The 23,169-nt window shown below is 72.7% G+C and carries 18 protein-coding genes; 12 read left to right on the top strand and 6 right to left on the bottom strand.

Translation table 11 applies throughout. The features are described 5' to 3' along the window. Positions 1–14 precede the first annotated feature (14 nt). From nhaA to SXIN_RS14145, 3 genes are all read right to left on the bottom strand, one after another. Positions 15–1,370, bottom strand: a complete 1,356-nt coding sequence (nhaA, locus tag SXIN_RS14155; RefSeq protein WP_095758044.1) for a Na+/H+ antiporter NhaA — start codon at positions 1,368–1,370, stop codon at positions 15–17. A 248-nt stretch (positions 1,371–1,618) separates the two neighbouring features. Next, entirely contained in the window at positions 1,619–3,586 is a 1,968-nt protein-coding gene (acs, locus tag SXIN_RS14150; protein WP_019707558.1) for an acetate--CoA ligase, read from the bottom strand. Positions 3,587–3,676: 90 nt separating this feature from the next. Further along, the gene (locus SXIN_RS14145) at positions 3,677–5,950 is read right to left on the bottom strand and encodes a SulP family inorganic anion transporter (RefSeq protein ID WP_019707559.1); all 2,274 of its coding nucleotides are present in this window, start codon (positions 5,948–5,950) and stop codon (positions 3,677–3,679) included. A gap of 231 nt (positions 5,951–6,181) precedes the next feature. On the opposite strand from SXIN_RS14145, the gene SXIN_RS14140 reads away from it, so the two are divergent. After that, positions 6,182–7,498 (top strand): polysaccharide deacetylase family protein, encoded by a 1,317-nt coding sequence (locus SXIN_RS14140; RefSeq protein ID WP_095757067.1) that lies wholly within the window; start codon positions 6,182–6,184, stop codon positions 7,496–7,498. Here SXIN_RS14140 and SXIN_RS14135 read toward each other — a convergent pair. Then, the gene (locus SXIN_RS14135; protein WP_019706446.1) at positions 7,479–8,465 is read right to left on the bottom strand and encodes an ATP-binding protein; all 987 of its coding nucleotides are present in this window, start codon (positions 8,463–8,465) and stop codon (positions 7,479–7,481) included. The two genes, SXIN_RS14140 and SXIN_RS14135, sit on opposite strands and share 20 nt — an antisense overlap. A gap of 101 nt (positions 8,466–8,566) precedes the next feature. Here SXIN_RS14135 and SXIN_RS14130 point away from each other — a divergent pair, with 101 nt between their 5' ends. Continuing rightward, entirely contained in the window at positions 8,567–9,388 is an 822-nt protein-coding gene (locus tag SXIN_RS14130; RefSeq protein ID WP_095757066.1) for a Fic family protein, read from the top strand. A 393-nt stretch (positions 9,389–9,781) separates the two neighbouring features. On the opposite strand, the gene SXIN_RS14125 is transcribed toward SXIN_RS14130, so the two are convergent. Further along, entirely contained in the window at positions 9,782–10,636 is an 855-nt protein-coding gene (locus SXIN_RS14125) for an HAD family hydrolase (protein WP_095757065.1), read from the bottom strand. Positions 10,637–11,084: 448 nt separating this feature from the next. Between SXIN_RS14125 and ssd the strand changes: the two genes are divergently transcribed. The 7 genes from ssd (at position 11,085) to SXIN_RS14090 (ending at position 16,561) form a co-directional block, all read left to right on the top strand. Continuing rightward, on the top strand, positions 11,085–12,191 hold the full coding sequence (gene ssd / locus SXIN_RS14120) for a septum site-determining protein Ssd (RefSeq protein WP_050930683.1): 1,107 nt from the start codon (positions 11,085–11,087) through the stop codon (positions 12,189–12,191). 191 nt (positions 12,192–12,382) lie between these two features. After that, complete coding sequence (locus tag SXIN_RS14115; protein WP_019707564.1) at positions 12,383–13,537, top strand: TadA family conjugal transfer-associated ATPase; 1,155 nt, start codon at positions 12,383–12,385, stop codon at positions 13,535–13,537. Between the two features lie 26 nt (positions 13,538–13,563). Beyond that, the gene (locus tag SXIN_RS14110) at positions 13,564–14,553 is read left to right on the top strand and encodes a type II secretion system F family protein (protein ID WP_192883675.1); all 990 of its coding nucleotides are present in this window, start codon (positions 13,564–13,566) and stop codon (positions 14,551–14,553) included. Next, complete coding sequence (locus SXIN_RS14105) at positions 14,550–15,386, top strand: type II secretion system F family protein (RefSeq protein WP_095757063.1); 837 nt, start codon at positions 14,550–14,552, stop codon at positions 15,384–15,386. The genes SXIN_RS14110 and SXIN_RS14105 overlap by 4 nt, the downstream gene beginning before the upstream one ends. Before the next feature lie 110 nt (positions 15,387–15,496). Beyond that, positions 15,497–15,694, top strand: a complete 198-nt coding sequence (locus SXIN_RS14100; RefSeq protein WP_039818702.1) for a DUF4244 domain-containing protein — start codon at positions 15,497–15,499, stop codon at positions 15,692–15,694. Beyond that, entirely contained in the window at positions 15,681–16,139 is a 459-nt protein-coding gene (locus SXIN_RS14095; protein WP_107501155.1) for a TadE family type IV pilus minor pilin, read from the top strand. Before SXIN_RS14100 ends, SXIN_RS14095 begins: the two co-directional genes overlap by 14 nt. Before the next feature lie 53 nt (positions 16,140–16,192). After that, positions 16,193–16,561: an Rv3654c family TadE-like protein gene (locus SXIN_RS14090; protein ID WP_420341048.1), complete on the top strand. Its 369-nt coding sequence runs from the start codon at positions 16,193–16,195 to the stop codon at positions 16,559–16,561. A 123-nt stretch (positions 16,562–16,684) separates the two neighbouring features. Here SXIN_RS14090 and SXIN_RS14085 read toward each other — a convergent pair whose 3' ends face one another. Then, on the bottom strand, positions 16,685–19,126 hold the full coding sequence (locus SXIN_RS14085; protein ID WP_095757060.1) for a DEAD/DEAH box helicase: 2,442 nt from the start codon (positions 19,124–19,126) through the stop codon (positions 16,685–16,687). 54 nt (positions 19,127–19,180) lie between these two features. On the opposite strand from SXIN_RS14085, the gene bldG reads away from it, so the two are divergent. The 3 genes from bldG (at position 19,181) to SXIN_RS14065 (ending at position 22,987) form a co-directional block, all read left to right on the top strand. Beyond that, positions 19,181–19,522 (top strand): anti-sigma factor antagonist BldG, encoded by a 342-nt coding sequence (gene bldG, locus SXIN_RS14080; RefSeq protein ID WP_019707568.1) that lies wholly within the window; start codon positions 19,181–19,183, stop codon positions 19,520–19,522. Positions 19,523–19,651: 129 nt separating this feature from the next. Next, on the top strand, positions 19,652–20,101 hold the full coding sequence (locus SXIN_RS14075; RefSeq protein WP_039820447.1) for an ATP-binding protein: 450 nt from the start codon (positions 19,652–19,654) through the stop codon (positions 20,099–20,101). 474 nt (positions 20,102–20,575) lie between these two features. Then, complete coding sequence (locus tag SXIN_RS14065) at positions 20,576–22,987, top strand: sodium-translocating pyrophosphatase (protein WP_019707570.1); 2,412 nt, start codon at positions 20,576–20,578, stop codon at positions 22,985–22,987. Positions 22,988–23,169 lie beyond the last annotated feature (182 nt).

The following is a 23,169-nucleotide window of genomic DNA, read 5'->3' as shown; positions in this document are numbered from 1 at the left end:
TCGGTTGCCCCCGATCATGCCGGATCATCGCCCGTCGCGCGTTCCGCGGCGGCGACTTCCGCCTGCTTCCGATGCTCGGCGGCTTTTTTTTCGTGGATCGCCGCCATCCGGAGGTGGTACGCGGGGTCGTGCCGCTCGTAGATGTCCGGGATGCCGGACTCGTCCTCGTCGAGGTTCTCCTCGTAGTAGAGCTGCTTGTACTTGTTGTTGCGGAGCTTGAGGAGGATGCCCGCGGTGACGGCGGAGATCAGGGAGCCGATGAGGACCGCGGCCTTCACCTCGTCCGCGAGGGCGGGGTCCTCGGTGAACGCCAGCTCGCCGATCAGGAGGGAGACGGTGAAGCCGATGCCCGCGAGCGAGGAGACCGCGAAGATGTCCGCCCAGGCCAGCTCGTCGTTGAGTTCGGCCCGGGTGAAGCGGACGGCCAGCCAGGAGCCTCCGAAGATGCCGACGACCTTGCCGAGGAAGAGACCGAGGACGACGCCGAGCGGCTCGGGCTTGGTGAAGACGTCACCGAGGGCCCCGCCGGAGACCGAGACGCCCGCCGCGAAGAGCGCGAACAGCGGTACGGCGACGCCGGCGGAGACCGGGCGGACCAGATGCTCGATGTGCTCGGCGGGGGAGTGGCTCTCGTTGCCGCGGACGGTGCAGCGCAGCAGCAGGCCCATCGCGACACCGGCGACCGTGGCGTGTACGCCACTGGCGTGCATCAGCGCCCAGATCACCGCGGCCAGCGGGACGTAGACGTACCAGCCGCGGACGCCCTTGCGGTGCAGGAACCAGAAGAGGGCCAGCCCGGCCAGCGAGAGTCCCAGGGCGGGGAGGCTGATGTCGGTGGTGAAGAAGAGGGCGATGATGAGGATCGCGCCGAGGTCGTCGACGACCGCCAGGGTCAGCAGGAAGGCCCGCATCGAGGCGGGGAGCGAGGTGCCGAGCACGGCGAGGACGGCGAGGGCGAAGGCGATGTCCGTGGCGGTGGGCACCGCCCAGCCGTCGAGGCTGCCGCCCAGGCCGGACGCGGTGGCGATGTAGACGAGCGCGGGGACGATCATGCCGCAGAGCGCCGCGACGACGGGCAGGGCCGCCGCTCTCGGATCGCGCAGCTCACCGGCGACCAGCTCCCGCTTGAGCTCGATGCCGGCCACGAAGAAGAAGATGGTGAGGAGGCCGTCCTTGGCCCAGTCGCCGATCGAGAGGTCCAGGTGGAGGGATTCGGGACCGACGGTGAAGTCCCGCACGCTCTGGTAGAAGTCGCTCAGCGGGGTGTTCGCCATGACCAGGGCGACGATCGCGGCCGCGAGCAGCAGTACACCGCCGACGGTCTCGGTCCGCAGCGCGTCGGCGACGAAGTTGCGCTCCGGGAGCGACATGCGGCCGAGGAACTTGGGGTGCTGGGGCGTGGCCACGGAAAAGAAACCCTCCGGTCGGTGACATGGAGACCTGCCGGAGCCGCGCTTTCCGGGCACGACTCGGCGGTTGCCGACCAGACTTCCCGGCGCACCTTGAGGACTATCGAACGACTGCTGTGTTCTTCACCCTACCCGGGAGAGCCGGGAGAAACCGTCCTGGTCGGCGGCGTCTCCCGGCTCTCGGCCGGTCAGGGGTGGTGCCCGGGGTGTCAGTCCTCGCTGGAGGCGGCGCCGGGCAGCCGGGTCTGGATGAGGTCCATCACCGAGGAGTCGGTGAGGGTCGTGACGTCACCGAGGGCGCGGTTCTCCGCCACGTCGCGCAGCAGCCGCCGCATGATCTTGCCGGAGCGGGTCTTGGGCAGCTCCGCGACCGGCAGGATGCGCTTGGGCTTGGCGATCGGACCGAGGTGCTTGGCGACATGGGCGCGGAGCTCCTCGACCAGTCCCTCCTCCTCGCTGTCCACGTTGCCGCGCACGATGACGAAGGCGACGATGGCCTGTGTGGTCTGCGGGTCCGTGGCGCCGACCACGGCGGCCTCGGCCACCTTGGGGTGCGAGACGAGCGCCGACTCCACCTCGGTGGTCGAGATGTTGTGGCCGGAGACCAGCATGACGTCGTCGACCCGGCCGAGCAGCCAGATGTCGCCGTCGTCGTCCTTCTTGGCGCCGTCGCCCGCGAAGTAACGATTCTCGAAGCGGGACCAGTAGGTGTCGAGGTAGCGCTGGTCGTCACCCCAGATCGTGCGGAGCATCGACGGCCACGGCTCGGTCAGGACGAGGTAACCGCCACCGCCGTTCGGGACCTCCTTGGCCTCGTCGTCGACGACGGTCGCGGAGATGCCCGGCAGCGGGATCTGGGCCGATCCCGGCTTGGTGGCCGTGACACCCGGGAGCGGGCTGATCATGATGGCGCCGGTCTCGGTCTGCCACCAGGTGTCCACGACCGGGGTGCGGTCGCCGCCGATGTGCTTGCGGTACCAGATCCAGGCCTCGGGGTTGATGGGCTCGCCCACGGAGCCGAGGATGCGCAGCGACGACAGGTCGAACTTGGCCGGGATGTCGTCACCCCACTTCATGCAGGCACGGATCGCGGTGGGCGCGGTGTAGAGGAGCGTGACGCCGTACTTCTGGACGATCTCCCACCAGCGGCCCTGGTGCGGGGTGTCCGGGGTGCCCTCGTAGACGACCTCGGTCGCGCCGTTGGCCAGCGGGCCGTAGACGATGTACGAGTGGCCCGTCACCCAGCCGACGTCGGCGGTGCACCAGTAGACGTCCGTCTCCGGCTTGAGGTCGAAGACGGCCCGGTGGGTGTAGGCGACCTGGGTGAGGTAGCCGCCGGTGGTGTGCAGGATGCCCTTCGGCTTACCCGTCGTACCCGAGGTGTAGAGGATGAACAGCGGGTGCTCGGCGTCGAAGGCCTCGGGGGTGTGCTGGTCGGACTGGCGGTCCACCAGCTCGTGCCACCACACGTCGCGGCCGTCGGTCCAGGCGGTGTCCTCACCGGTGCGCCGGACGACGAGGACGTTGCGGACGTTCTCCGTGCCGGGGCGGGTCAGGGCCTCGTCCACGGCCGGCTTGAGAGCGGAGGGCTTGCCCCGGCGGTAGCCGCCGTCGGAGGTGATGACCACCCGGGCGTCGGCGTCCTCGATACGGGTGGCCAGCGCGTCCGCGGAGAAGCCGCCGAAGACGAGGGAGTGCGGGGCGCCGATGCGGGCGCAGGCCAGCATCGCGAAGACCGCTTCCGGGATCATCGGCAGGTAGATCGCGACGCGGTCGCCGGCCTGGACGCCGAGCTCGGTGAGGGCGTTGGCGGCCTTGGAGATCTCGCGCTGCAGCTCGGCGTAGGTGATGGCGCGGGTGTCGCCGGGCTCGCCCTCGAAGTGGATGGCGACGCGGTCGCCGTTGCCCGCTTCCACGTGGCGGTCCACGCAGTTGTAGGCGACGTTCAGCTTGCCGTCGGCGAACCACTTCGCGAACGGTGGGTTGCTCCAGTCGAGGGTCTGGGTCGGCTCGGTCGCCCAGGTCAGCTGACGGGCCTGCTCGGCCCAGAAGCCCAGCCGGTCAGCCTTGGCTTGTTCGTATGCCTCGGCGGTGACATTGGCGGCCGCTGCCAGGTCGGCCGGCGGTTCGAACCGCCGCTCTTCTTTCAGCAGGTTGGCCAGGCTTTCATTGCTCACGACTACTCCCATTCCCAGGGTGTCCGCTGTGGTCCCGGCGATAGCACATCAGGCCACTGCCGGACCTGACAAGAGCTTGCCACAAGAGGTCTAGACCTGTAGAGGTGGAGATTCCGCCGACTCACCGGCCCCGGTGGACCAGACCTCCGGCTGTACGGGTGCGAAGGTTTTGCCCTGGTTGATGAGCAAGTACGCCTGTGCCTCCGCCACATGGAAGTACATTCCGTGCAGGGTGAGGGTGCCCTCGGTCACCCGCCGGGCGACCGAGGGGTGCGCCGACAGATGCTCCAGCTGCTGGATCACATTTGTGATACAGAGCCGCTCAACTGAGTCCCCGGCGGGCCTGCCGGAGATCACCGGTTCCGGCTCCCCGCCGCGCAGCCGTTCCAGACTGGGGACCCCGTGGCGCAGCCAGCGGCCCAGCGGGGTCGCGAAGCCGTCCGGCGGTGACTCCAGCAGCGCCTGCATGGCGCCGCATCCCGAATGGCCGCAGACCGTGATACTGCTCACCCCCAGGACGTCGACCGCATACTGGATGGCCGCCGCGACGGAGTCGTCGGCGGAGTCCGCTCCCGGTGGCGGCACGAAGTTGCCGACGTTGCGGACGGTGAAGAGGTCGCCGGGTCCGCTGGACGTGATCATGCTGGTGACGAGCCGGGAGTCGGCGCAGGCCAGGAAGAGCTGGGACGGCCGCTGGCCCTCCCGCGCCAGACGGGCCAGCTCCTCCCGGACCAGGGGTGCGGTGTTGCGCTGGAAGGCCCGGAGTCCGCCCGTGAGCTGGACGCTGCCGGCCGTCGGCCGGCGCTCTCCGCGGGGCACCGCCTCCCCGGCCGGCCCCTGCACGCACTGGTGGTTGCGCCACGGGGTCCAGGGCCTGCAGCCGTGTCCCGAGGAGGGCTCACAGACGTCCTGCCCGGCCCGTCCCGTCACGGCGACCCGTCCGCCCCGCGCGACATGTGTCTCGCGCCAGTGCTGCAGGGTTTCGTACGCCGCGTGGTCCATGAAGGAGCCGTCCAGTTCGACGAACGCGGTGGCCCCGGGCGGCACCCGGCCCAGGGCGCGGCTCAGCCGCGGCACCGCCAGGAACGTCAACTGGCCGTGCGCCCGGACCCGGTGGACGCCGCGGGCCTCGGCCACGGAGATGCGGGTCCGGGCCAGCCTGTGCAGGGACACGGCCAGGGCGGCGGCGATCCCCAGCAGGACCCCTTCCAGGACGCCGGCCAGCACCACCCCCGCGATCGTCGCCGCGTAGACGGGGAACTCGCGGTGCCGGTGGACGTTGCGGATGTGGGCGTAGCTCACCATCTGCACGCCCACCACGGCCACCAGCGCGCCGAGGGCCGCCAGCGGGATCTGCTCCAGCACCGAGGCCAGGAGCCCGGCGGCGAGCAGTACCCAGACCCCGTGCAGCACGGTGGACCAGCGGCCGGCGGCTCCGGCGCGGACGTTGGCCGAGCCCCGCATCGCGCCACCGGAGACCGGCAGTCCGCCCAGCAGGCCGGAGACGGTGTTGGCCGTCCCCTGTCCGCGCAGTTCGCGGTCCAGGTCGGCCTGGGGCGGCACGGCACCCGCGGGGCGGTCGCGGGCCAGCCGGTCGACGGCGACCGCGGAGAGCAGTGACTCCAGGGCGCCGACGAGCGCGACGGTGAGCACGGCGGCGAGCAGCCCCAGCAGTGCGCCGTCCGGTGCCTCCGGCAGGATGTGGGCCCGCCAGGTGGGGAGATCGACGCGGTCCAGCCCGGGAGCGGCCACGACCGTCACGAGCGTGGCGACGGCGACCGAGGCCAGGGCGGCGGGGAGGCGGCGCAGCGCCCTGCCCGCACGGCCCGGCAGCCGCGTCCAGCCGATGAGGACGGCCACGGTCAGCGCCCCGACGGCGAGCGCGGCGGTCGGGGCCCCGGCCAGTTCGCCGGGGAGGGCGCGGAGATTGCCGAAGACCGTGCTGTGCGGCTCACTGCCGAAGACCACGTGCAGCTGTCCGAGGGCGATGGTGACGCCGATGCCGGCGAGGGTGCCGTGCACGATGGCGGGGCTGACGGCGAGCGCCGCGCGGGCCACCCGGAGCCAGCCGAGGGCGAGCTGCAGCAGGCCGGCGAGGACGGTGATGCCACAGGTGGCCGGCCAGCCGTAGACCTGGATCAACTCGGCGGTGACGACGGTCAGTCCGGTGGAGGCGCCGGTGACCTGGAGGGGAGCCCCGCCGAGCAGGCCGCCGAGGATGCCGCCGACGGCGGTGGCGATCAGGCCCGCCTGCAGCGGGGCGCCCATGGCCACGGCGAGACCGAGGGACATCGGAACGGCGATCAGGAAGACGGTCACGGAGGCGGCGAGATCGCCGGACCGGGGCGGGGTGCAGGGGGACACGGGGACGGCCTCCTGGGCTCTGCCATACGCGGTATGCCAACTCTTGGTAAACGAACCGTAATGCAGAGTAAAGACGGTGTGGGGTCATCCGGGACAAAGCGCCTGGTGAATGACTCAATGGGGTGAATATGTATGTTTATCGGCTTGTCGGTATGAACGTTTCTTCCTCCCATGCGACCTTGGTCCGCGCTGTGTCGGCAGCGCACGAGGCGGAGGAAAGAAGGTGGGCCGATGGCCGCCCCGCGGAGAGTGACCACAGGGACCGTCGCCACCGTTCTGGCATTGGCGGTCACCGGCTGTTCCGCCACCGGGGACCGGGAAGGGGACGACGCACGGCAGGGATCCGCGGAGCACGGGGCGGTCTCGGGCCCGGTCAGGCTGATCGGTGACGGGTCGACGGCCTTCACCGGCCGCCAGCCGAACCAGCCCGTCCCGAAGCGGCTGGAGGCCGGCCACCGCCCGCCCCAGTTCGTGGTCTTCTCCTGGGACGGGGCCGGCGAGGACGGTCAGAAGCTCTTCTCCCACTTCCGCAGGATCGGCCGGGAGTACGACGCGAAGATGACGTACTTCCTGAGCGGTGTCTACGTCCTTCCGCACGCCCGGCGCGAGGTCTACAAGCCGCCGCGGCACGCCCCCGGCTCCTCGGACATCGGCTTCAACGACATCGGGGGGATCAAGGCCACCCTGGAGCAGCTGCGCGGGGCCTGGCAGGAGGGCAACGAGATCGGCACCCACTTCAACGGGCACTTCTGCGGCCCGAACGGCGGCGTCGGGACCTGGACGACGGACGAGTGGCGCCACGAGATCCGGCAGGCCGAGGCCCTGGTCAAGAGCTGGAAGACGCACGCGGGTCTCGACGGCGCCCCGCCACTGCCCTTCGACTACGGCCGGGAACTCGTCGGCGGCCGCGCCCCCTGCCTGGAGGGGCAGCGGAGCCTGTTGCCGGCGGCGAAGGCCGAGGGCTTCCGCTACGACGCCAGTTCACCCGGGGGCCTGCAGGTCTGGCCGTCGAAGAAGGGCGGCCTCTGGGACTTCCCGCTCCAGCAGATCCCCATGCCGGGGCGCGGTTTCGAAACGCTCTCGATGGACTACAACTTCCTCGCCAACCAGTCGGGCACGGTCCGGGGCGACCCCGCGCAGCACGCCCTCTGGAGCCGCCAGATGCGCGACGGGCTCCTCCAGGGGTTCCGGCGGGCCCACGAGGGCAACCGGGCGCCCTTCTTCATCGGCAACCACTTCGAGTCCTGGAACGGGGGCGCCTATATGCGCGCCGTCGAAGAGGCCATCAAGGAGATCTGCCCGCAGAAGGACGTCCACTGCGTGACCTTCAAGCAACTGGCGGACTGGCTGGACGTCCAGGACCCCGGGGTGCTGGCGAAGCTGCGCACGCTGGGGGTCGGGGAGCGGCCGGAGGAGGGCTGGAAGGCCTTTCTCGGCGGGCCGGCCGCGGGGCCCGCCGGTTCCGCGGCGCCCCGGCGCCCCGCGGAACCGGCGGGGCCGGCCCGGCCGGCGATCGGACCGGCCCGGATCAGGCAGGCTGCGGACTGACCAACCGCTCGTCCAGGACGAAACCGGGGTCCACCTGGGCCGCCAGATCGGTGCCCGTCCGCGTGTTGCCCCAGCTCTCCGCGTTCCGCAGGTGGAAGTGGACCATCTGGCGGGTGTAACGCCGCCAGTCCCGGTGCTCGTACGAACCGTCCGCGGCCTCGTGCAGGGTCCGCAGGGCCTCGCGGTTGGGCTCCTCCAGCAGGTCGAAGCGGGGCGGGCGGCCCTTCTCCAGGGCGCGGACCCAGTCCGAGTGGCCGAAGGCGGTCAGCAGGTCGTCCCCGGCCTCCTCGCGGAGGAAGGCCAGGTCCTCGGGGCCCTGCACCTTGTTGCCGACCACGCGCAGCGCGACGCCGAAGTCGCGCGCGTACTCCTTGTACTGGCGGTAGACGGCGATGCCCTTGCGGGTCGGCTCGGCCACCAGGAACGTCATGTCGAAGCGGGTGAACATCCCGGAGGCGAAGGAGTCCGAGCCGGCCGTCATGTCGACGACCACGTACTCCTGCCGGCCGTCGACCAGGTGGTTGAGGCAGAGTTCGACCGCCCCGGTCTTCGAGTGGTAGCAGGCCACGCCCAGGTCGGCCTCGGTGAACGGGCCGGTGACCATCAGCCCGGCCTCGCCCTCGTCCAGCGGGACCGGCCGGACGCAGGCGGCGAAGACGGGGTTGTCCTCGGACAGCCGGAGCAGCCGTGAGCCCGTGCCCGGCGGGGTGGTCTTGATCATGGTCTCGGCCGAGCCGATCCGCGGGTTGGTGCCCCGAAGCCAGTCCTTGATCAGCGACAGCCGTGCGCCCATGGCCGGCAGCGCGGCCGCCTCCTCGTCGCCGAGGCCGAGGGCGGTTCCCAGGTGCTGGTTGATGTCGGCGTCCACGGCGAGCACCGGGATCCGGGCGGCGGCGAGCCGGCGGATGAAGAGCGAGGACAGCGTCGTCTTGCCGCTGCCGCCCTTCCCAACGAAAGCGATCTTCATGTTCAACAAGCGTAGTGGACCGGAAGCACGGAGTGAGGGACGCCAGTGAACAACACCACTCCATCGGGAGCGCCGGCCTCCGAGTGCGTAGGGTCGTTCCCATGCGTACGAATGCCGATCCGCTCGCCGCTCTCGGCGCCCTCCCGGGCGTGACCGATTCCGTGGACTCCGTACGGAAGGCCGTGGACCGGGTCTACGGCCACCGGGTGATGCGCCGCCGGAGCACCGAGATCACCTCCGAGGCCGCCCTGCGCGGGGCCCGCGCGTCCGCGGCGCTGGCCGGCGCCGACTGGGCGCTGGAAGAGGTCCGCAGGCGCACGGACTTCAGCGCCGCGGGGGAGCCCCGGGTGGTGGGCGCGGCCCTGCGGCTGACCGCGGAGGCGGGGCAGCTGCTGGGCGTGTGGCGGCAGTCGCCGCTGCGCGTGCTGGCCCGGCTCCATCTGGTGGCCGCCTCGGGCGCGGCGCCGGAGGACTCGGTGGGCCGGCCGCGGCTGGCGGGCGAGGCCGTCGACGAGCCGCTGGTGACGCTGTCGCTGCCGGAGGCGGACGAGATGGCGGGACGGCTGGAAGGGCTCGCCGGACTGCTGCTGGCCGGGGGCGGCGCGCCGGCCCTGGTGACGGCGGCGGTCGTGCACGGCGAACTGCTCACCCTCCGCCCGTTCGCCTCGTGCAACGGGCTGGTGGCGCGGACCGCCGAGCGGATCGTGCTCATCGGCAGCGGACTGGACCCCAAGGCGGTGTGCCCGTCCGAGGTCGGGCACGCGGAGCTGGGATCCGCTGCGTACGCCGAGGCGCTGGCGGGTTATGCCTCCGGTACGCCCGAGGGGGTGGCGGCATGGATCGCGCACTGCGGACGGGCGGTCGGACTCGGGGCCCGGGAGAGCACGGCGGTCTGCGAGGCCCTCCAGAGGGGCGCGGCCTGACCGGGGAGGAGGCCGGGCCGATCCGGATCCGGAATGCGGCGGGTGCATTTCCGGCAGCGCCGCGGAGGGGATGCGGAGAGTATTTCCCACGGCTCCGGGCGGGCATTAATGCGGCGGTACCTCGCGGTACCGCCGCTGGCACGTCCGTCGGGTTACCAGTGCGTGCACGAGATGCGCATCAGGTCGGGTCTGAGCCCGTGACCTGTGCGACTGGCCCGTAATCGACGGGTCGGCGTCGCGTGGGTGCCCGGCTTCCGTGCTTCGGTCCGTGGGGCCGTGGACAATTGCGGAAGACCTCTTGGAAAGGTCTCCCCGGTCTCACGGGCCGGTAATTCCTTTGTACTCCTCCAGGCCGGTAAGCGGAAGCCCGGGCCGGGATTCTTTGCCCGGTTCTCATGCCGGCGGGCAGGCGGCCGCACGGCGCCGGCCGGCGTACCAGACGAGTCCGGCGGCCGCTGCCGCCGCCGTCACGGCGACCGCGCCGACGACCAGGGGGCGGCTCGGGGACGTCCAGGCCGGTCCCCAGGCGGGGAGGGAGAGCGACGGCGCGCGCTGCTTCAGCCGGACCGGCCGGTCGAAGGAGAGAACGGGCCAGCCACGGGCGACGGCCTCGCGGCGCAGTCCGCGGTCGGGGTTGACGGCGTGCGGATGGCCGACCGCCTCCAGCATGGGTATGTCGGTGATCGAGTCGCTGTAGGCGTAGCAGCGCGCCAGGTCGTACCCCTCGCTCCCGGCGAGCCGGGTGATGGCCTCGGCCTTCGCGGGCCCGTAGGCGTAGTACTCCACCTCGCCGGTGTAGCAGCCGTCCTCGACGACCATCCGTGTGGCGACCGCGCGGTCCGCGCCGAGGAGCCGGCTGATCGGTTCGACCACTTCGGCGCCCGAGGTGCTGACGATCACGACGTCGTGGCCCGCGGTGTGGTGGCGTTCGATCAGCGAGGCCGCCTCGTCGTAGATGATCGGATCGATCAGGTCGTGCAGGGTCTCCGCGACGATCTCCCGCACCTGCTGCACGTTCCAGCCGCGGCAGAGCGCGGAGAGGTACTCCCGCATCCGCTCCGTCTGGTCGTGGTCGGCCCCGCCGAGGAGATAGACGAACTGGGCATAAGCGGTGCGCAGGACGGCCCTGCGGTTGATGAGGCCGCCCTGGTAGAAGGACTTGCTGAAGGCCAGTGCGCTCGACTTGGCAATCACTGTCTTGTCGAGGTCGAAGAAGGCGGCTGTGCGCGGCAAGGAGGGGTTTTCCACGGGTCGAGCATAAGGCCCTCCATTCGGCGTAAGCTGAGGCGTGTGGGTTTGCCTGAGAAGGCCCTCGGGTACACCATGGAAGTCACGGATCGTTCGCGACCGTGCTAACCCGGCCCGACTCCTCCCCCCCCGAGTCGGCCGTGGGGACGACCCCCGCTCTCCCCCCCGGCGGGGGTCGTCGCATGTCCGGACGCATTTTGCCGTCCTCCCGCCCTTCGCCGGGCGCTCCGTCCGGCCCTCCGCCGGACCGCTTCCTCCTGCCCTCTGCTGTTACAGAGTGTAATCGTCATGCTGCGGATGGAAGTCACCGGTATAGGTGGTCCGGATATTCACAACCGCCGAGTTGTCCACAGATTTCGACCAAGATCCACGGGATTTCCCGGATCGCCGCACGCTGATTCCCGCGAGGTTCGCGCAGTGGGAGTGCTGAAGCGAGAGGGGATCGGCCATGAACGGACTGAACACTTCCGATCGGCTGGAAAGTGCCGTAACAGGAGCGGGGCCACCCCTGGTGGTCACGGAGGACTCGGAACTCCTGGACGAGCTTCTGCGGTTGTGCGCCGCGGCGGGCGCCGAGCCGGAGGTCTGCCACGGCGTCCCTGGACGCGGCAGCTGGGAGCGAGCCCCCCTGGTGATCGTCGGCGACGACGCCGTGCCCCGGCTGCGCAACGCCGTACGGCGGGCCGGGGTCCTGCTGATCAGCCGGGAACCGGGGGACCACGGCATCTGGCAGCGGGCCGTCGGCGTCGGCGCCGACCACGTCGTTCCTCTGCCCGGCTGTGAGGCCTGGCTGGTGGACCGGATCGCCGACGCCCTGGAGGGCACCGCCGCACCGGCGCTCGCCGTCGGCGTGATCGGAGGCCGGGGCGGTGCCGGGGCCTCCACCCTGGCCTGCGCGCTCGCCGTCACGGCGGCCCGCGACGGCCGGCGCACCATGCTCGTGGACGGTGATCCGCTCGGTGGCGGGCTGGACGTGCTGCTCGGCGGGGAGAGCGCCGAGGGGCTGCGCTGGCCGGCGTTCGCCCAGTCGCGCGGCCGGGTGGCCGCCGGCGCGCTGGAGGAGTCGCTTCCGCGGCTGCGCTCCCTGCGCCTGCTCAGCTGGGACCGGGGCGACACGGTGGCCGTCCCGCCCGAGGCCATGCGTTCCGTGCTCTCCGCCGCGCGGCGGCGGGGTGGTGCCGTGGTCGTCGACCTGCCCCGGCGGCTGGACGAAACGGTCGCCGAGGCGCTGGCCCAGCTCGATCTGGGGCTGCTGGTGGTGCCGGCCGGGCTGCGTTCGGTCGCCGCGGCGCACCGCGTGGCGTCGGCCGTCCGCACCGTCCTCCCGGATCTCCGGGTCGTGGTGCGCGGGCCCTGCGGCGCGGGTCTGGAGGACGAGGAGATCGCCGCGCTGCTCGGGCTCCCGCTGGCGGGGGAGATTCCCCCGGAGCCGGGACTCCCCGTGGAGGCGCCGGGTGGATCCGTCCCGGGCGACAACACCCGCGGACCGCTGGCCCGGTTCTGCTCGGCCTTCTGGGACCGGGCCCTGCCGGGTGGCGGGGGTGCCGCCGCGTGAACGGTACGGAGACGAACCGGAGGCCCGCGCCGCCCAGTTGGGCGAGGGAGCCAGGGGAACCCGGAGCACGGAGTCCGGGACCGCCATCGGTTCCTGGGCGTGCCTGCCGGGCGCCTGCCCCGGGGCCGGAAGCGGCGGGGAATTCGTGGCAGCGGCAGCCGGTACCGCCGTCCCTGGTCGACGCGGTCCGGTTGCGCCTCGCCGAGACGGGGGCCGAGCCCACACCGGCGCGGGTGGCCGCCGCGCTGCGGGCCGAGGGCCGGCTGCTCGGTGACGCGGGGGTGCTCGCCGTGGTGACGGCGCTGCGCTCCGAGCTGGTGGGGGCGGGCCCCCTGGAACCGCTGCTCGCCGATCCCGCGGTCACCGACGTCCTGGTCACCGCGCCCGACCGGGTGTGGGTGGACCGTGGCCGCGGGCTGGAACTGACGGATGTGGGTTTCCCCGACGCCGCGGCGGTACGGGCACTGGCCCAGCGGCTGGCCGCCGTGGCCGGGCGCCGGCTGGACGACGCACGGCCCTGGGTGGACGCCCGGCTCCCCGGCGGAACCCGGCTCCACGCGGTGCTGCCCCCGGTGGCCGTCGGCTCCACCTGTCTGTCGCTGCGGGTGGTCCGCCCCCGGGCCTTCGGCCTGACGGGGCTGGTCGCCGCGGGAACGGTGCCGCCCGGTGGCGAACGGCTGCTGCGCGCACTGCTGGAGGCCCGGCTGTCCTTTCTGGTCAGCGGGGGCGCCGGAGTGGGGAAGACCACCCTGCTCTCCAGCCTGCTGAGCCTGGTGGATCCCGCCGAGCGCATCGTGCTCGCCGAGGACTCGGCGGAACTGCGCCCCGAACACCCGCATGTGGTCCGCCTGGAGACCCGGCCGCCGAACCAGGAGGGCACCGGCCGGGTCACCCTGCGGGATCTGGTGCGGCAGGCGCTGCGCATGCGGCCCGACCGGCTGGTCGTCGGGGAGGTCCGCGGTCCGGAGGTGACCGATCTGCTCGCCGCGCTGAACACCGGTCACAGCGGTTGCGGCACGGTGCACGCCAATGCCGCCGCCGATGTTCCCGCCCGGCTGGAGGCTCTCGGCTCCACCGCGGGGCTCGACCGGGCGGCGCTGCACAGCCAGTTGGCGGCCGCCCTGTCGGTGCTCATCCACCTGGTGCGGGACCGGCGGACGGGTCTGCGCCGGATCGCCGAGATGCACGTGCTGGAGCGGGGCGGCACCGGCCTCGTCACCACGGTCCCGGCCGCGGTCTGGGGTACGGCGGGCGGTGAGCCCGTGCTCGGTCCCGGATGGCCGCGGCTGAACCGGCTGCTGGCCGTGTCCGCCGGCGCGAGCCCGGAAGAGGGAGGCACGTGGTGACCGGGGTGACGGCACCCGCCGCCCACATGACGGTCTGCGCGGCTCTGGTGTCCGCGGGTCTGGCCGTGTGGCTGTCGGCGTGGCGGCGGGGCCAACAGCGGCGTGCGCGGCTGCTGTTGCCCGGAGCGCGCCCGGTGGTCCACGGGGACGGCGGCCTCCGCCGGTACGCGCGGTGGCCGGCCGCGGCCCGGGAATGGTGGGAGCGGACCCGGACCCGGCTCGGCCAGGAGTGGCTGTGCCTGCCGGCCGGGTGCCTGATCGGTTGGTTCGGGGATTCCCCGCTGCCGCCGCTCGCGGCTCTCGGGGCCGTACCGCTGGTGCGGCGCCGGCTGCGGCGGCGGGACGGGAGGCGGGCAGCGGAACGGCGTGCCGGGGAGGTCATCGAGTGGTGCGCGGTGATGGCCGGGGAGTTGCGGGCCGGTCGGCAACCGGCCGAGGCGCTGCTGGCCGCGCCGGTCCGGCCGGGGCCCTCCCAAGCCTCGGTGGCGGCCGCGGCCCGGTTCGGCGGCGACGTGCCCGGAGCCCTGCGGCAGGCCGCCCGATGGCCGGGCGCGGAGGGCTTGGCCGGGGTCGCGGCCTGCTGGCAGGCGGCGGCCGACACCGGGGCCGGGCTCGCGGGCGGGCTGGACCGGGTGGCGGCCGCCCTGCGAGCCGAACGGGAGCAGCGGGAGGACCTCCGCGCCCAACTGGAGGGGACGAGATGCACCGCGCTTCTGCTGGCCCTGCTGCCCGCCTTCGGGTTGCTGATGGGCGGCCTGCTCGGCGCGGATCCGCTCCGGGTGCTCCTGCACACACCGGCCGGACTCGCCTGTCTGCTGACGGGGGCGGCACTGGAATCCGCCGGACTGGCCTGGACGGCGCGGATCGTACGGACCGCGGAGGGGTCCGGCGGGGCGCGGCCGGCCGCGACGGAGCACCCGGGGCCCGCACACGGCCGGTACGCCGGGGGTGCCGCGCATACCGACGGCCCGGGCAAGGGCCGGGCCACCGCACTCGGACCCGGGAGGACGGCGTGAACACGGAACTCGTCCACAGCCTGTGGGCGGCGGCGCCGGCGGGTGGGGCGGTCTTCGCGGCAGCGGTGCTGCGGAGCGCGCGGTCCCGGGCCTCCCGGCGGCGGCTGGCCCTGCTGCTGACCACGGCCCATGCTCCGGGGCGCGACGGTGCCGCGCTGCGCCGCCCACCCGGCCACGGCATGTCCTGGCGGGGCCGCCGGCGCTCCGGCCGCGCCCGCACGGCGCGGTGGACCGGGGTGGCCCGGGAGTGGTGGCCGGTGGTCGGTGCGGGACTGGCCGCGTCGGCGGTCATCGGCGGAGCGGTGGGCTGCGCGGTGGGGGTCGCGACCGGATACGCCGTCCGGAGATGGGCCCGGAGGAGACCCGGTCCAGGAGCCCGGCGGAGTGCCGAGACGGCCGGGCTGCCGCTGGCCGCGGATCTCCTGGCGGCCTGCCTCGCGGCGGGCGCGGGGCCGCGAGAGGCCGCCGTGGCCGTGGGCCGTTCGCTCGGCGGGCCGGTCGGTGAGCGGCTGAACCGGGTTGCCGCCGAACTGCGCCTGGGCGGTGATCCAGAGGAGGCGTGGGGACGGCTGGCCGAGGTGCCGGGGGCGGCCGGGCTGGCCCGGTGCCTGGCGCGAGCGCAGGTCACGGGCGTGTCGGCGGTGGAGCCGGTGGCTCGGGTGGCGGCCGAGTGCCGGGCCGGAGGGGCGCGGGCGGCGGCAGCGGCGGCGCGGCGGGCGGCGGTGCTCGCCACCGCGCCCCTGGGCCTGTGCTTCCTGCCCGCCTTTCTGACCGTCGGGGTGGCGCCGGTGCTCATCGGCCTGGCCGGCGATCTGCTGAGCGGGCCCGGATGAGCCGTCGGACATGGCCCAGGGCCCCTCCGGACGAAGGGGGCTCAGGCGGTATCGGCACGGAACGACGCATGAACGGACGCCCCGGGAGCGGGGCGGGACAAGGGGTGGGCATGTACACCTGGTTGCGGGACCGCGGGCGTGCGCTGCGCGGGAAGGACGCGCAGGCCGGTATGACGACCGCCGAGTACGCGGTCGGCACCATCGCCGCTGCCGGCTTCGGCGCGGTCCTCTACAAAGTGGTGACCAGTGACGCGGTCACGGGTGCCCTGCAGTCCGTGATCGGAAAGGCGCTCGATGCGCAGTTCTGACCGCGGATACGTGACGGCGGAGGCGGCCGTGGCGCTGCCGGTGCTGGCACTGTTCGCCATGATCCTGATCTGGGGTCAGATGGCCGCGTCCGCACACATCCGGTGTGTGGACGCGGCACGGGCGGGGGCGAGGGCCGCCGCCCGGTCCGAACCCCGGGAAGCCGCGCTGGCCGCGGCCCGCGCGGCCGCGCCCCGGGGCGCGGAGATCGGCCTGCGCCGCGGGGAGGGGCTGGTCCGGGTGACGGTCGCGGTCCGGGCTCCGGGCCCGGGGCCGCTGGGCCTCCGGCTGCGGTCCGAGGCCGTCGCCCTGGACGAGTCCGTGGCCGGACCACCGGAGGAGACGGAGCCCGGCCGGTCCGGCACCGGCTCTCCGGCACCGGATGGTGGTGCAGCGGAACCGGTGGACCCGGCAGGCCCGCCGGAGAAGTCCGGGGGTGGACGGTGAGAGCGGGAGGAGCACCGGATGCGGACCGGGGCTCGGCCACGGTGTGGACGGCCGTGACGGCCACGGCTCTGTGCGCCGTGTTCGCGGCTGTGCTGGCCCTGGGGCAAGCCGTGATCACTCGCCACCGGGCGGGCGGCGGTGCGGATCTCGCGGCCCTGGCGGCGGCCGATCACGCGCTGTCGGGCCAGGACGCGGCCTGTGGACTGGCCCGGCGGGTCGCCGAGGCTCAGGGGGTCCGGCTGGTGCGCTGTGTGGTGCGCGGTGAGGTCTCGGACGTGACCGCCGAGGCCGCTGCCGGACCGTTCGCGTCCCGGGTCCGGGCCCGCGCGGGCCCGGCGGACCACCCGGTGGGAGGCGCGGACCCGGAGAGGGACGGCCCCGGCCGTCCCCGGGAACGGATACCCGGTTCGGACGGGGGATGACCCGGGACGGCAACCTGCACGGCGGCCTGCACGACGAGCGGCAGGGCGACCGGCACAGCGTCCGACGGCGGGCACGGCAGCATCCGTGCGCCGGGGACGGCGGGGCCCGGGCGGCCCCGGCCGTCACTCCGCGGGGGCTGCGGCCAGAAGAACGGAGAGCAGCCGGACGGCGGCGTTCTTGTCCAGGGGGTCGTTCCCGTTGCCGCACTTCGGTGACTGGACGCAGGACGGGCAGCCCGACTCGCACTCGCAGGCCGCGATGGCCTCCCGGGTGGCTGTCAGCCAGCGCCGGGCGGTGTGGAAGGCGCGTTCGGCGAAGCCCGCGCCACCGTGGTGGCCGTCGTAGACGAAGACGGTCGGCAGCAGGGTGTCGGGGTGCAGAGGCACGGAGACACCGCCGATGTCCCACCGGTCGCAGGTGGCGAAGAGCGGCAGCATGCCGATCGAGGCGTGCTCCGCGGCGTGCAGTGCGCCCGGGAGCTGCTCCGGGGAGATCCGGGCCGCTTCGAGCTGGTCCTCCGTGACGGTCCACCAGACACCGCGCGTCCGCAGGGTGCGGGGCGGCAGATCGAGCCTGGACTCGCCCAGCACCTCCCCGGTGATGAGTTTGCGGCGGAGGAAGGAGACGACCTGGTGGGTGACCTCGACGGAACCGAAGCACAGCCGGGAGCCGCCCCAGGGCACCTCGGTGCTGGTGTCGAGGACGGTGACGGCCGTGGTGTCCCGCGCGGTGGTCGAGTAGGGCGGGTCCGCCTCCTCGACCAGGGCCACGGAGTCCTCGAGGTCCAGCCGCTTGACGAGGTAGGTGCGGCCCTGGTGGAGGTGGACGGCGCCGTCGTGGACGGCGGTGTGGGCGGAGGCGGCGTCCACGGTGCCCAGCAGGCGGCCCGTCGCGGCCTCGACGACCTGGACGGGGGTGCCGCCCTCACCGCGGATGTCCGCGAGATCGGCCGCCCGCTCCCGGCGGGTCCAGTGCCAGGCGGTGGCCCGCCGGCGCAGCAGCTTCCGGCGCTCCAGCTGCGGGACGAGATCGGGCGCGGCAGGGCCGAACAGCTCCATGTCCGCCGCGGTGAGCGGGAGTTCGGCCGCCGCGGCGCAGAGATGGGGGGCGAGGACATACGGGTTGTCCGGATCGAGGACGGTCGATTCCACGGGCTGCCGGAAGAGTGCCTCGGGGTGGTGCACCAGAAAGGTGTCCAGCGGGTCGTCCCGGGCGACCAGGACCGCGAGGGCGCCCTGCCCGGCGCGGCCCGCCCGGCCTGCCTGCTGCCACAGCGAGGCGCGGGTGCCGGGGTAGCCGGCGATCACGACGGCGTCGAGCCCGGCGATGTCCACGCCGAGTTCCAGGGCGTTGGTGGCGGAGAGCCCCAGCAGGTCCCCCCGGTGCAGGGCGGCCTCCAGGGCGCGGCGCTCCTGCGGCAGATAACCGCCGCGGTAGGCCGCGACACGCCCGGGAAGCGAACGGTTTACGGCGGCCAGCCGCTCCTGCGCGATCACGGAGATCAGCTCCGCGCCGCGCCGGGACCGTACGAAGGCGACGGTGCGCACGCCACGGGCGACCAGGTCGGTCAGCAGTTCGGCGGACTCCGCGGTGGCGGTGCGCCGGACCGGCGCACCGTGTTCGCCGTGCAGTTCCGTCAGCGGGGGCTCCCAGAGGGCGAAGACGAGCTCTCCCCGGGGTGAGGCGTCCTCGGTGACCTGGGCGACCGGCAGGCCCGTCAGCCGGCCGGCGGCCAGCGCGGGTTCGGCGGACGTGGCGGAGGCGAGCAGGAACACCGGGTCGGAGCCGTAGCGGGCACAGACCCGGCGGAGCCGGCGCAGCACCTGCGCGACGTGCGAGCCGAAGACCCCGCGATAGGTGTGGGCCTCGTCGATGACGACGTGGCGCAGCGCCCGCAGAAAGGAGGCCCAGCGCGGATGGGCGGGGAGGATGCCCCGGTGCAGCATGTCCGGGTTGGTCAGCACGTAGTTGGCGTACTGGCGCACCCACTCGCGCTCCTCCACGGGGGTGTCACCGTCGTACACCGCGGGGCGCACGGCTCGGCCGAGGGGAGCGGCGAGTCCGCCCACGGCCCGGCGCTGGTCCGCGGCGAGCGCCTTCGTCGGCGCGAGGTACAGCGCCGTCGCCCCCCGTCCGTTCGGTGCCTCGGAACCGTCCAGGAGGGAGCTGAGGACCGGTGTGAGATACGAGAGGGACTTCCCGGAGGCGGTACCGGTGGCCACGATCACCGACTCGCCGCGCAGGGCGTGTCCGGCGACCCGCGCCTGGTGCTCCCACGGCCGCTCCATCCCGGCGCTCCGGAGCGCTTCCACGACTTCCTCCCGGATCCCCTGCGGCCAGTCCGCATGGCGGCCCACGCGCGGGGGCAAGTGCTCCGTATGAGTGACGCGTGCAGCCCGGTCAGCCGTGCCGGCGAGCAGGCCGAGTACCGCCCGTGGGGCGGGGCGCGTGCCCGCAGACTGCGGGAGTTGGTCGTCGGCCATCGGCACCGAGTGTGTCACTGGCCTGATGAAGAATGGGCTCAAGGCGTCGTGCGCGCCTGCCGGTAAGTGATTGAATGCCATCGCGGCTGCCGATCCATGGGGGGCGACCGCTCGTTGCAAGGTGCTGGAGGATCCGTGGACCTGTCTCTGTCGACGCGTACCGTTGGCGACCGCACGGTCGTCGAGGTCGGTGGCGAGATCGATGTATACACCGCGCCCAAGCTGCGTGAGCAGCTGGTCGAGCTTGTCAATGAGGGCAGCTACCACCTGGTGGTCGACATGGAGGGCGTCGACTTCCTCGACTCCACCGGTCTCGGCGTCCTCGTCGGTGGTCTCAAGCGCGTCCGCGCGCACGAGGGCTCGCTGCGTCTGGTCTGTAACCAGGAGCGCATTCTGAAGATTTTCCGTATCACCGGTCTGACCAAGGTGTTCCCGATTCACACCTCGGTCGATGACGCCGTCTCGGCCACCGACTGACCGCTTCCGTGCCCCGGGTCGCGTGCCGTCCACCGGTCGCGTCCCGGGGGTGGGAGTGATGGGGGGTCGGCGGAGGGCCGCCGCGGTCCGCCCTCCATGACGTAAGCCTGTATGACCGAGGGGGATGGCATGGCCACCGTGGAGCTCTTGTTCAGCGCTCTGCCCAATCACGTCCGCACAGCGCGCCTGGTGGCGGCGGCGGTGGCGCGTCGGGCCGGGGTCGACGAGGCCGTGCTGGACGAGGTGAGACTCGCCGTCGGCGAGGCATGCAGCCGCGCTGTCGGGCTGCACCTCAGCAACAACGTTTCGGCACCCGTGCGCGTCGTCCTGGTCGAGGATGAGAAGAAGTTCTCCATCGAGGTCGCCGACGAGGTCGCCCACCGGCCCACCGGCCCCCGGCGGGACGAGCACGGCGGGCCCGGCGCCGTGACCCCGGGTGAGGCCGTCGCCGAGGACGAGGACGAGATGGGTCTCGCGGTCATCAGCGGTCTTGTCGACGATGTCGAGGTGTCCGCGGACGAAACGGGCGGCCGTATCAGGATGAGCTGGCCGACGACCCCCGACGCTCTCCTGCCGTAGCTCTCTCGGCCTCACGGCCCCCGGGGCTCCCAGCACGCGCCGCCCGGCCGGTGCTCGCGGTCCTTCCGGGCCTCGCGCCCGCCGGCCCCGGGCCGCCACGGGCCCGTACCGCCGGCCCGTCCGCGCAGTCTCCGCGGCTCCGAGCCGCTCTCCTCCCTCATGGCCGCGGCACCGGCCGTGGTGTGATCCACGTCTCCCACAGACCGCCGCTGAGCTGGCCTTTCATAGGATTTGAAGATTCAGCAAAAGGCAATATTCGACCGTCAGCGAATGGATCAATTTCCTTCGTCCGGGCGAATTAATCGCGGGCTCTCCGGCTCATCTCCCCCGGTGGGAGTCAATTGCCCCTCATGGCCCCTGTCTTGATCCCGGTCCGGATCCCTAGAATCCGTTCACAATCTTTGCTCAGGACGCCTGAGTGCCGCGGCAGTTCCCTGTGCTGCGCGCCCATGTGCCAAACGTCAAGGAGGACGAATGGCGGGGCCCGTTACCCCTCTTCAGCAAGACCTCTCCCCATCCCTGCCCCTCGCGGCCGCCGAACTGACCACCGACAACCGGCTGATCGTCGTGGTCGTCGCGCTCGTCGCGCTGGCCGCGCTGGGTGTCGCCGTGATGCTGGTGCGTCAAGTGCTGGCGGCGGGCGAGGGAACCGACAGTATGAAGAAGATCGCGGCGGCTGTACAGGAAGGAGCGAATGCCTATCTCGCCCGGCAGCTGCGCACCCTCAGCGTATTCGCGGTCGTGGTGTTCTTCCTGCTCATGCTGTTGCCGGCCGATGACTGGTCGCAGCGCATCGGGCGGTCCGTGTTCTTCTTGATCGGCGCGTTGTTCTCCGCGGCGACCGGCTATATCGGAATGTGGCTGGCCGTGCGGAGCAATGTGCGGGTGGCCGCCGCGGCGCGCGAGGCCACTCCCGGCGAGGGCGAGCCGGCCAAGGACCTCACGGACGTCTCGCACAAGGCCATGAAGATCGCCTTCCGTACCGGTGGCGTCGTCGGCATGTTCACCGTCGGCCTCGGCCTGCTGGGCGCCTGCTGTGTCGTGCTCGTCTACGCGGCCGACGCGCCGAAGGTGCTGGAAGGCTTCGGCCTCGGTGCCGCGCTGATCGCCATGTTCATGCGAGTCGGCGGCGGCATCTTCACCAAGGCCGCGGACGTCGGCGCCGACCTCGTGGGCAAGGTCGAGCAGGGCATCCCCGAGGACGACCCGCGCAACGCCGCCACCATCGCGGACAACGTGGGCGACAACGTCGGCGACTGCGCCGGCATGGCCGCCGACCTGTTCGAGTCCTACGCCGTGACGCTGGTCGCGGCGCTCATCCTCGGCAAGGTCGCCTTCGGTGACGCCGGTCTGGCCTTCCCGCTGATCGTTCCCGCGATCGGTGTGCTCACGGCCATGATCGGTATCTTCGCGGTGGCGCCGCGCCGCACCGACCGCAGTGGCATGACGGCCATCAACCGCGGCTTCTTCATCTCCGCCGTGGTGTCGCTCGTGCTGGTGGCCGTGGCGGTCTTCACCTATCTGCCGTCCTCCTACGCGGACCTGGACGGCGTGGACATCGCCATCGCCGGGCACGAGGGCAACCCCCAGGTCCTCGCGCTCGTCGCGGTCGCGATCGGCATCGTGCTGGCCGCGCTCATCCAGCAGCTCACGGGGTACTTCACCGAGACCACCCGGCGTCCGGTCCGGGACATCGGGAAGTCCTCGCTGACGGGGCCGGCGACCGTCGTCCTGGCCGGGATCTCGGTCGGTCTGGAGTCCGCCGTGTACACGGCGCTGCTGATCGGCCTGGGCGTCTACGGGGCGTTCCTGCTCGGCGGCACCTCGATCATGCTGGCGCTGTTCGCGGTCGCCCTGGCCGGGACGGGCCTGCTGACCACGGTCGGCGTCATTGTCGCCATGGACACCTTCGGGCCCGTCTCCGACAACGCCCAGGGCATCGCGGAGATGTCCGGCGACGTGGAGGGCGCGGGCGCCCAGGTGCTCACCGACCTCGACGCGGTCGGCAACACCACCAAGGCGATCACCAAGGGCATCGCGATCGCCACGGCCGTCCTGGCGGCAGCCGCGCTGTTCGGCTCCTACCGGGACGCGATCGCCACGGCGGTCGCGGACGTCAACGCCCGCGCGGGCGAGATGAACCTCAGTCTGGACATCTCGCAGCCGAACAACCTGGTCGGCCTGGTTCTCGGCGCCGCGGTCGTCTTCCTCTTCTCGGGGCTGGCGATCAACGCGGTGTCGCGGTCGGCGGGCGCCGTGGTCTACGAGGTGCGGCGGCAGTTCCGCGAGCACCCCGGGATCATGGACTACACGGAGAAGCCGGAGTACGGCCGCGTCGTCGACATCTGCACCAAGGACGCGCTGCGCGAGCTCGCCACCCCCGGCCTGCTCGCCGTACTGGCGCCGATCGCCGTCGGCTTCAGCCTCGGGGTCGGCGCCCTGGGTTCGTTCCTCGCCGGTGCCATCGGCGCGGGCACGCTGATGGCCGTCTTCCTCGCCAACTCCGGCGGCGCCTGGGACAACGCCAAGAAACTGGTCGAGGACGGGCACCACGGCGGCAAGGGCAGCGAGGCGCACGCCGCGACGGTCATCGGCGACACCGTCGGCGACCCGTTCAAGGACACGGCGGGCCCCGCCATCAACCCGCTGCTGAAGGTGATGAACCTGGTGGCCCTGCTGATCGCGCCGGCCGTGGTGCAGTTCAGCTACGGCGACGACACCAGTCCGGCCATCCGGGCGCTGGTGGCGCTGGTGGCGATCGGCATCATCATCGGCGCCGTCTACGTCTCCAAGCGGCGGGGAATCGCCGTGGGTGACGAAGACAACAACGCCGACCGGGTGTCCGAGCCGTCGGATCCCCCCTCCGGGGCCGCGGTGGTGTCCTGAGCACCGGACCGGTTCCGGCCGGTCCGTGCCAGGTCAGGCGGTGGACGGGCGGTGTGCTGCGGCGCACCGCCCGTCCGTCTGCCCGGCCCCGGAAGCGGAGGCGGACGGCTCGCACCGGCCCGGTGCAGAAGACCGCAAAAACCCCTTCGGGGATATCGGGCTCGCGATCCCGGGCCTTTGGC

It is taken from the genome of Streptomyces xinghaiensis S187, assembly GCF_000220705.2.
Classification (GTDB): domain Bacteria; phylum Actinomycetota; class Actinomycetes; order Streptomycetales; family Streptomycetaceae; genus Streptomyces; species Streptomyces xinghaiensis.
This window is presented reverse-complemented; position numbering and strand designations above follow the sequence as displayed.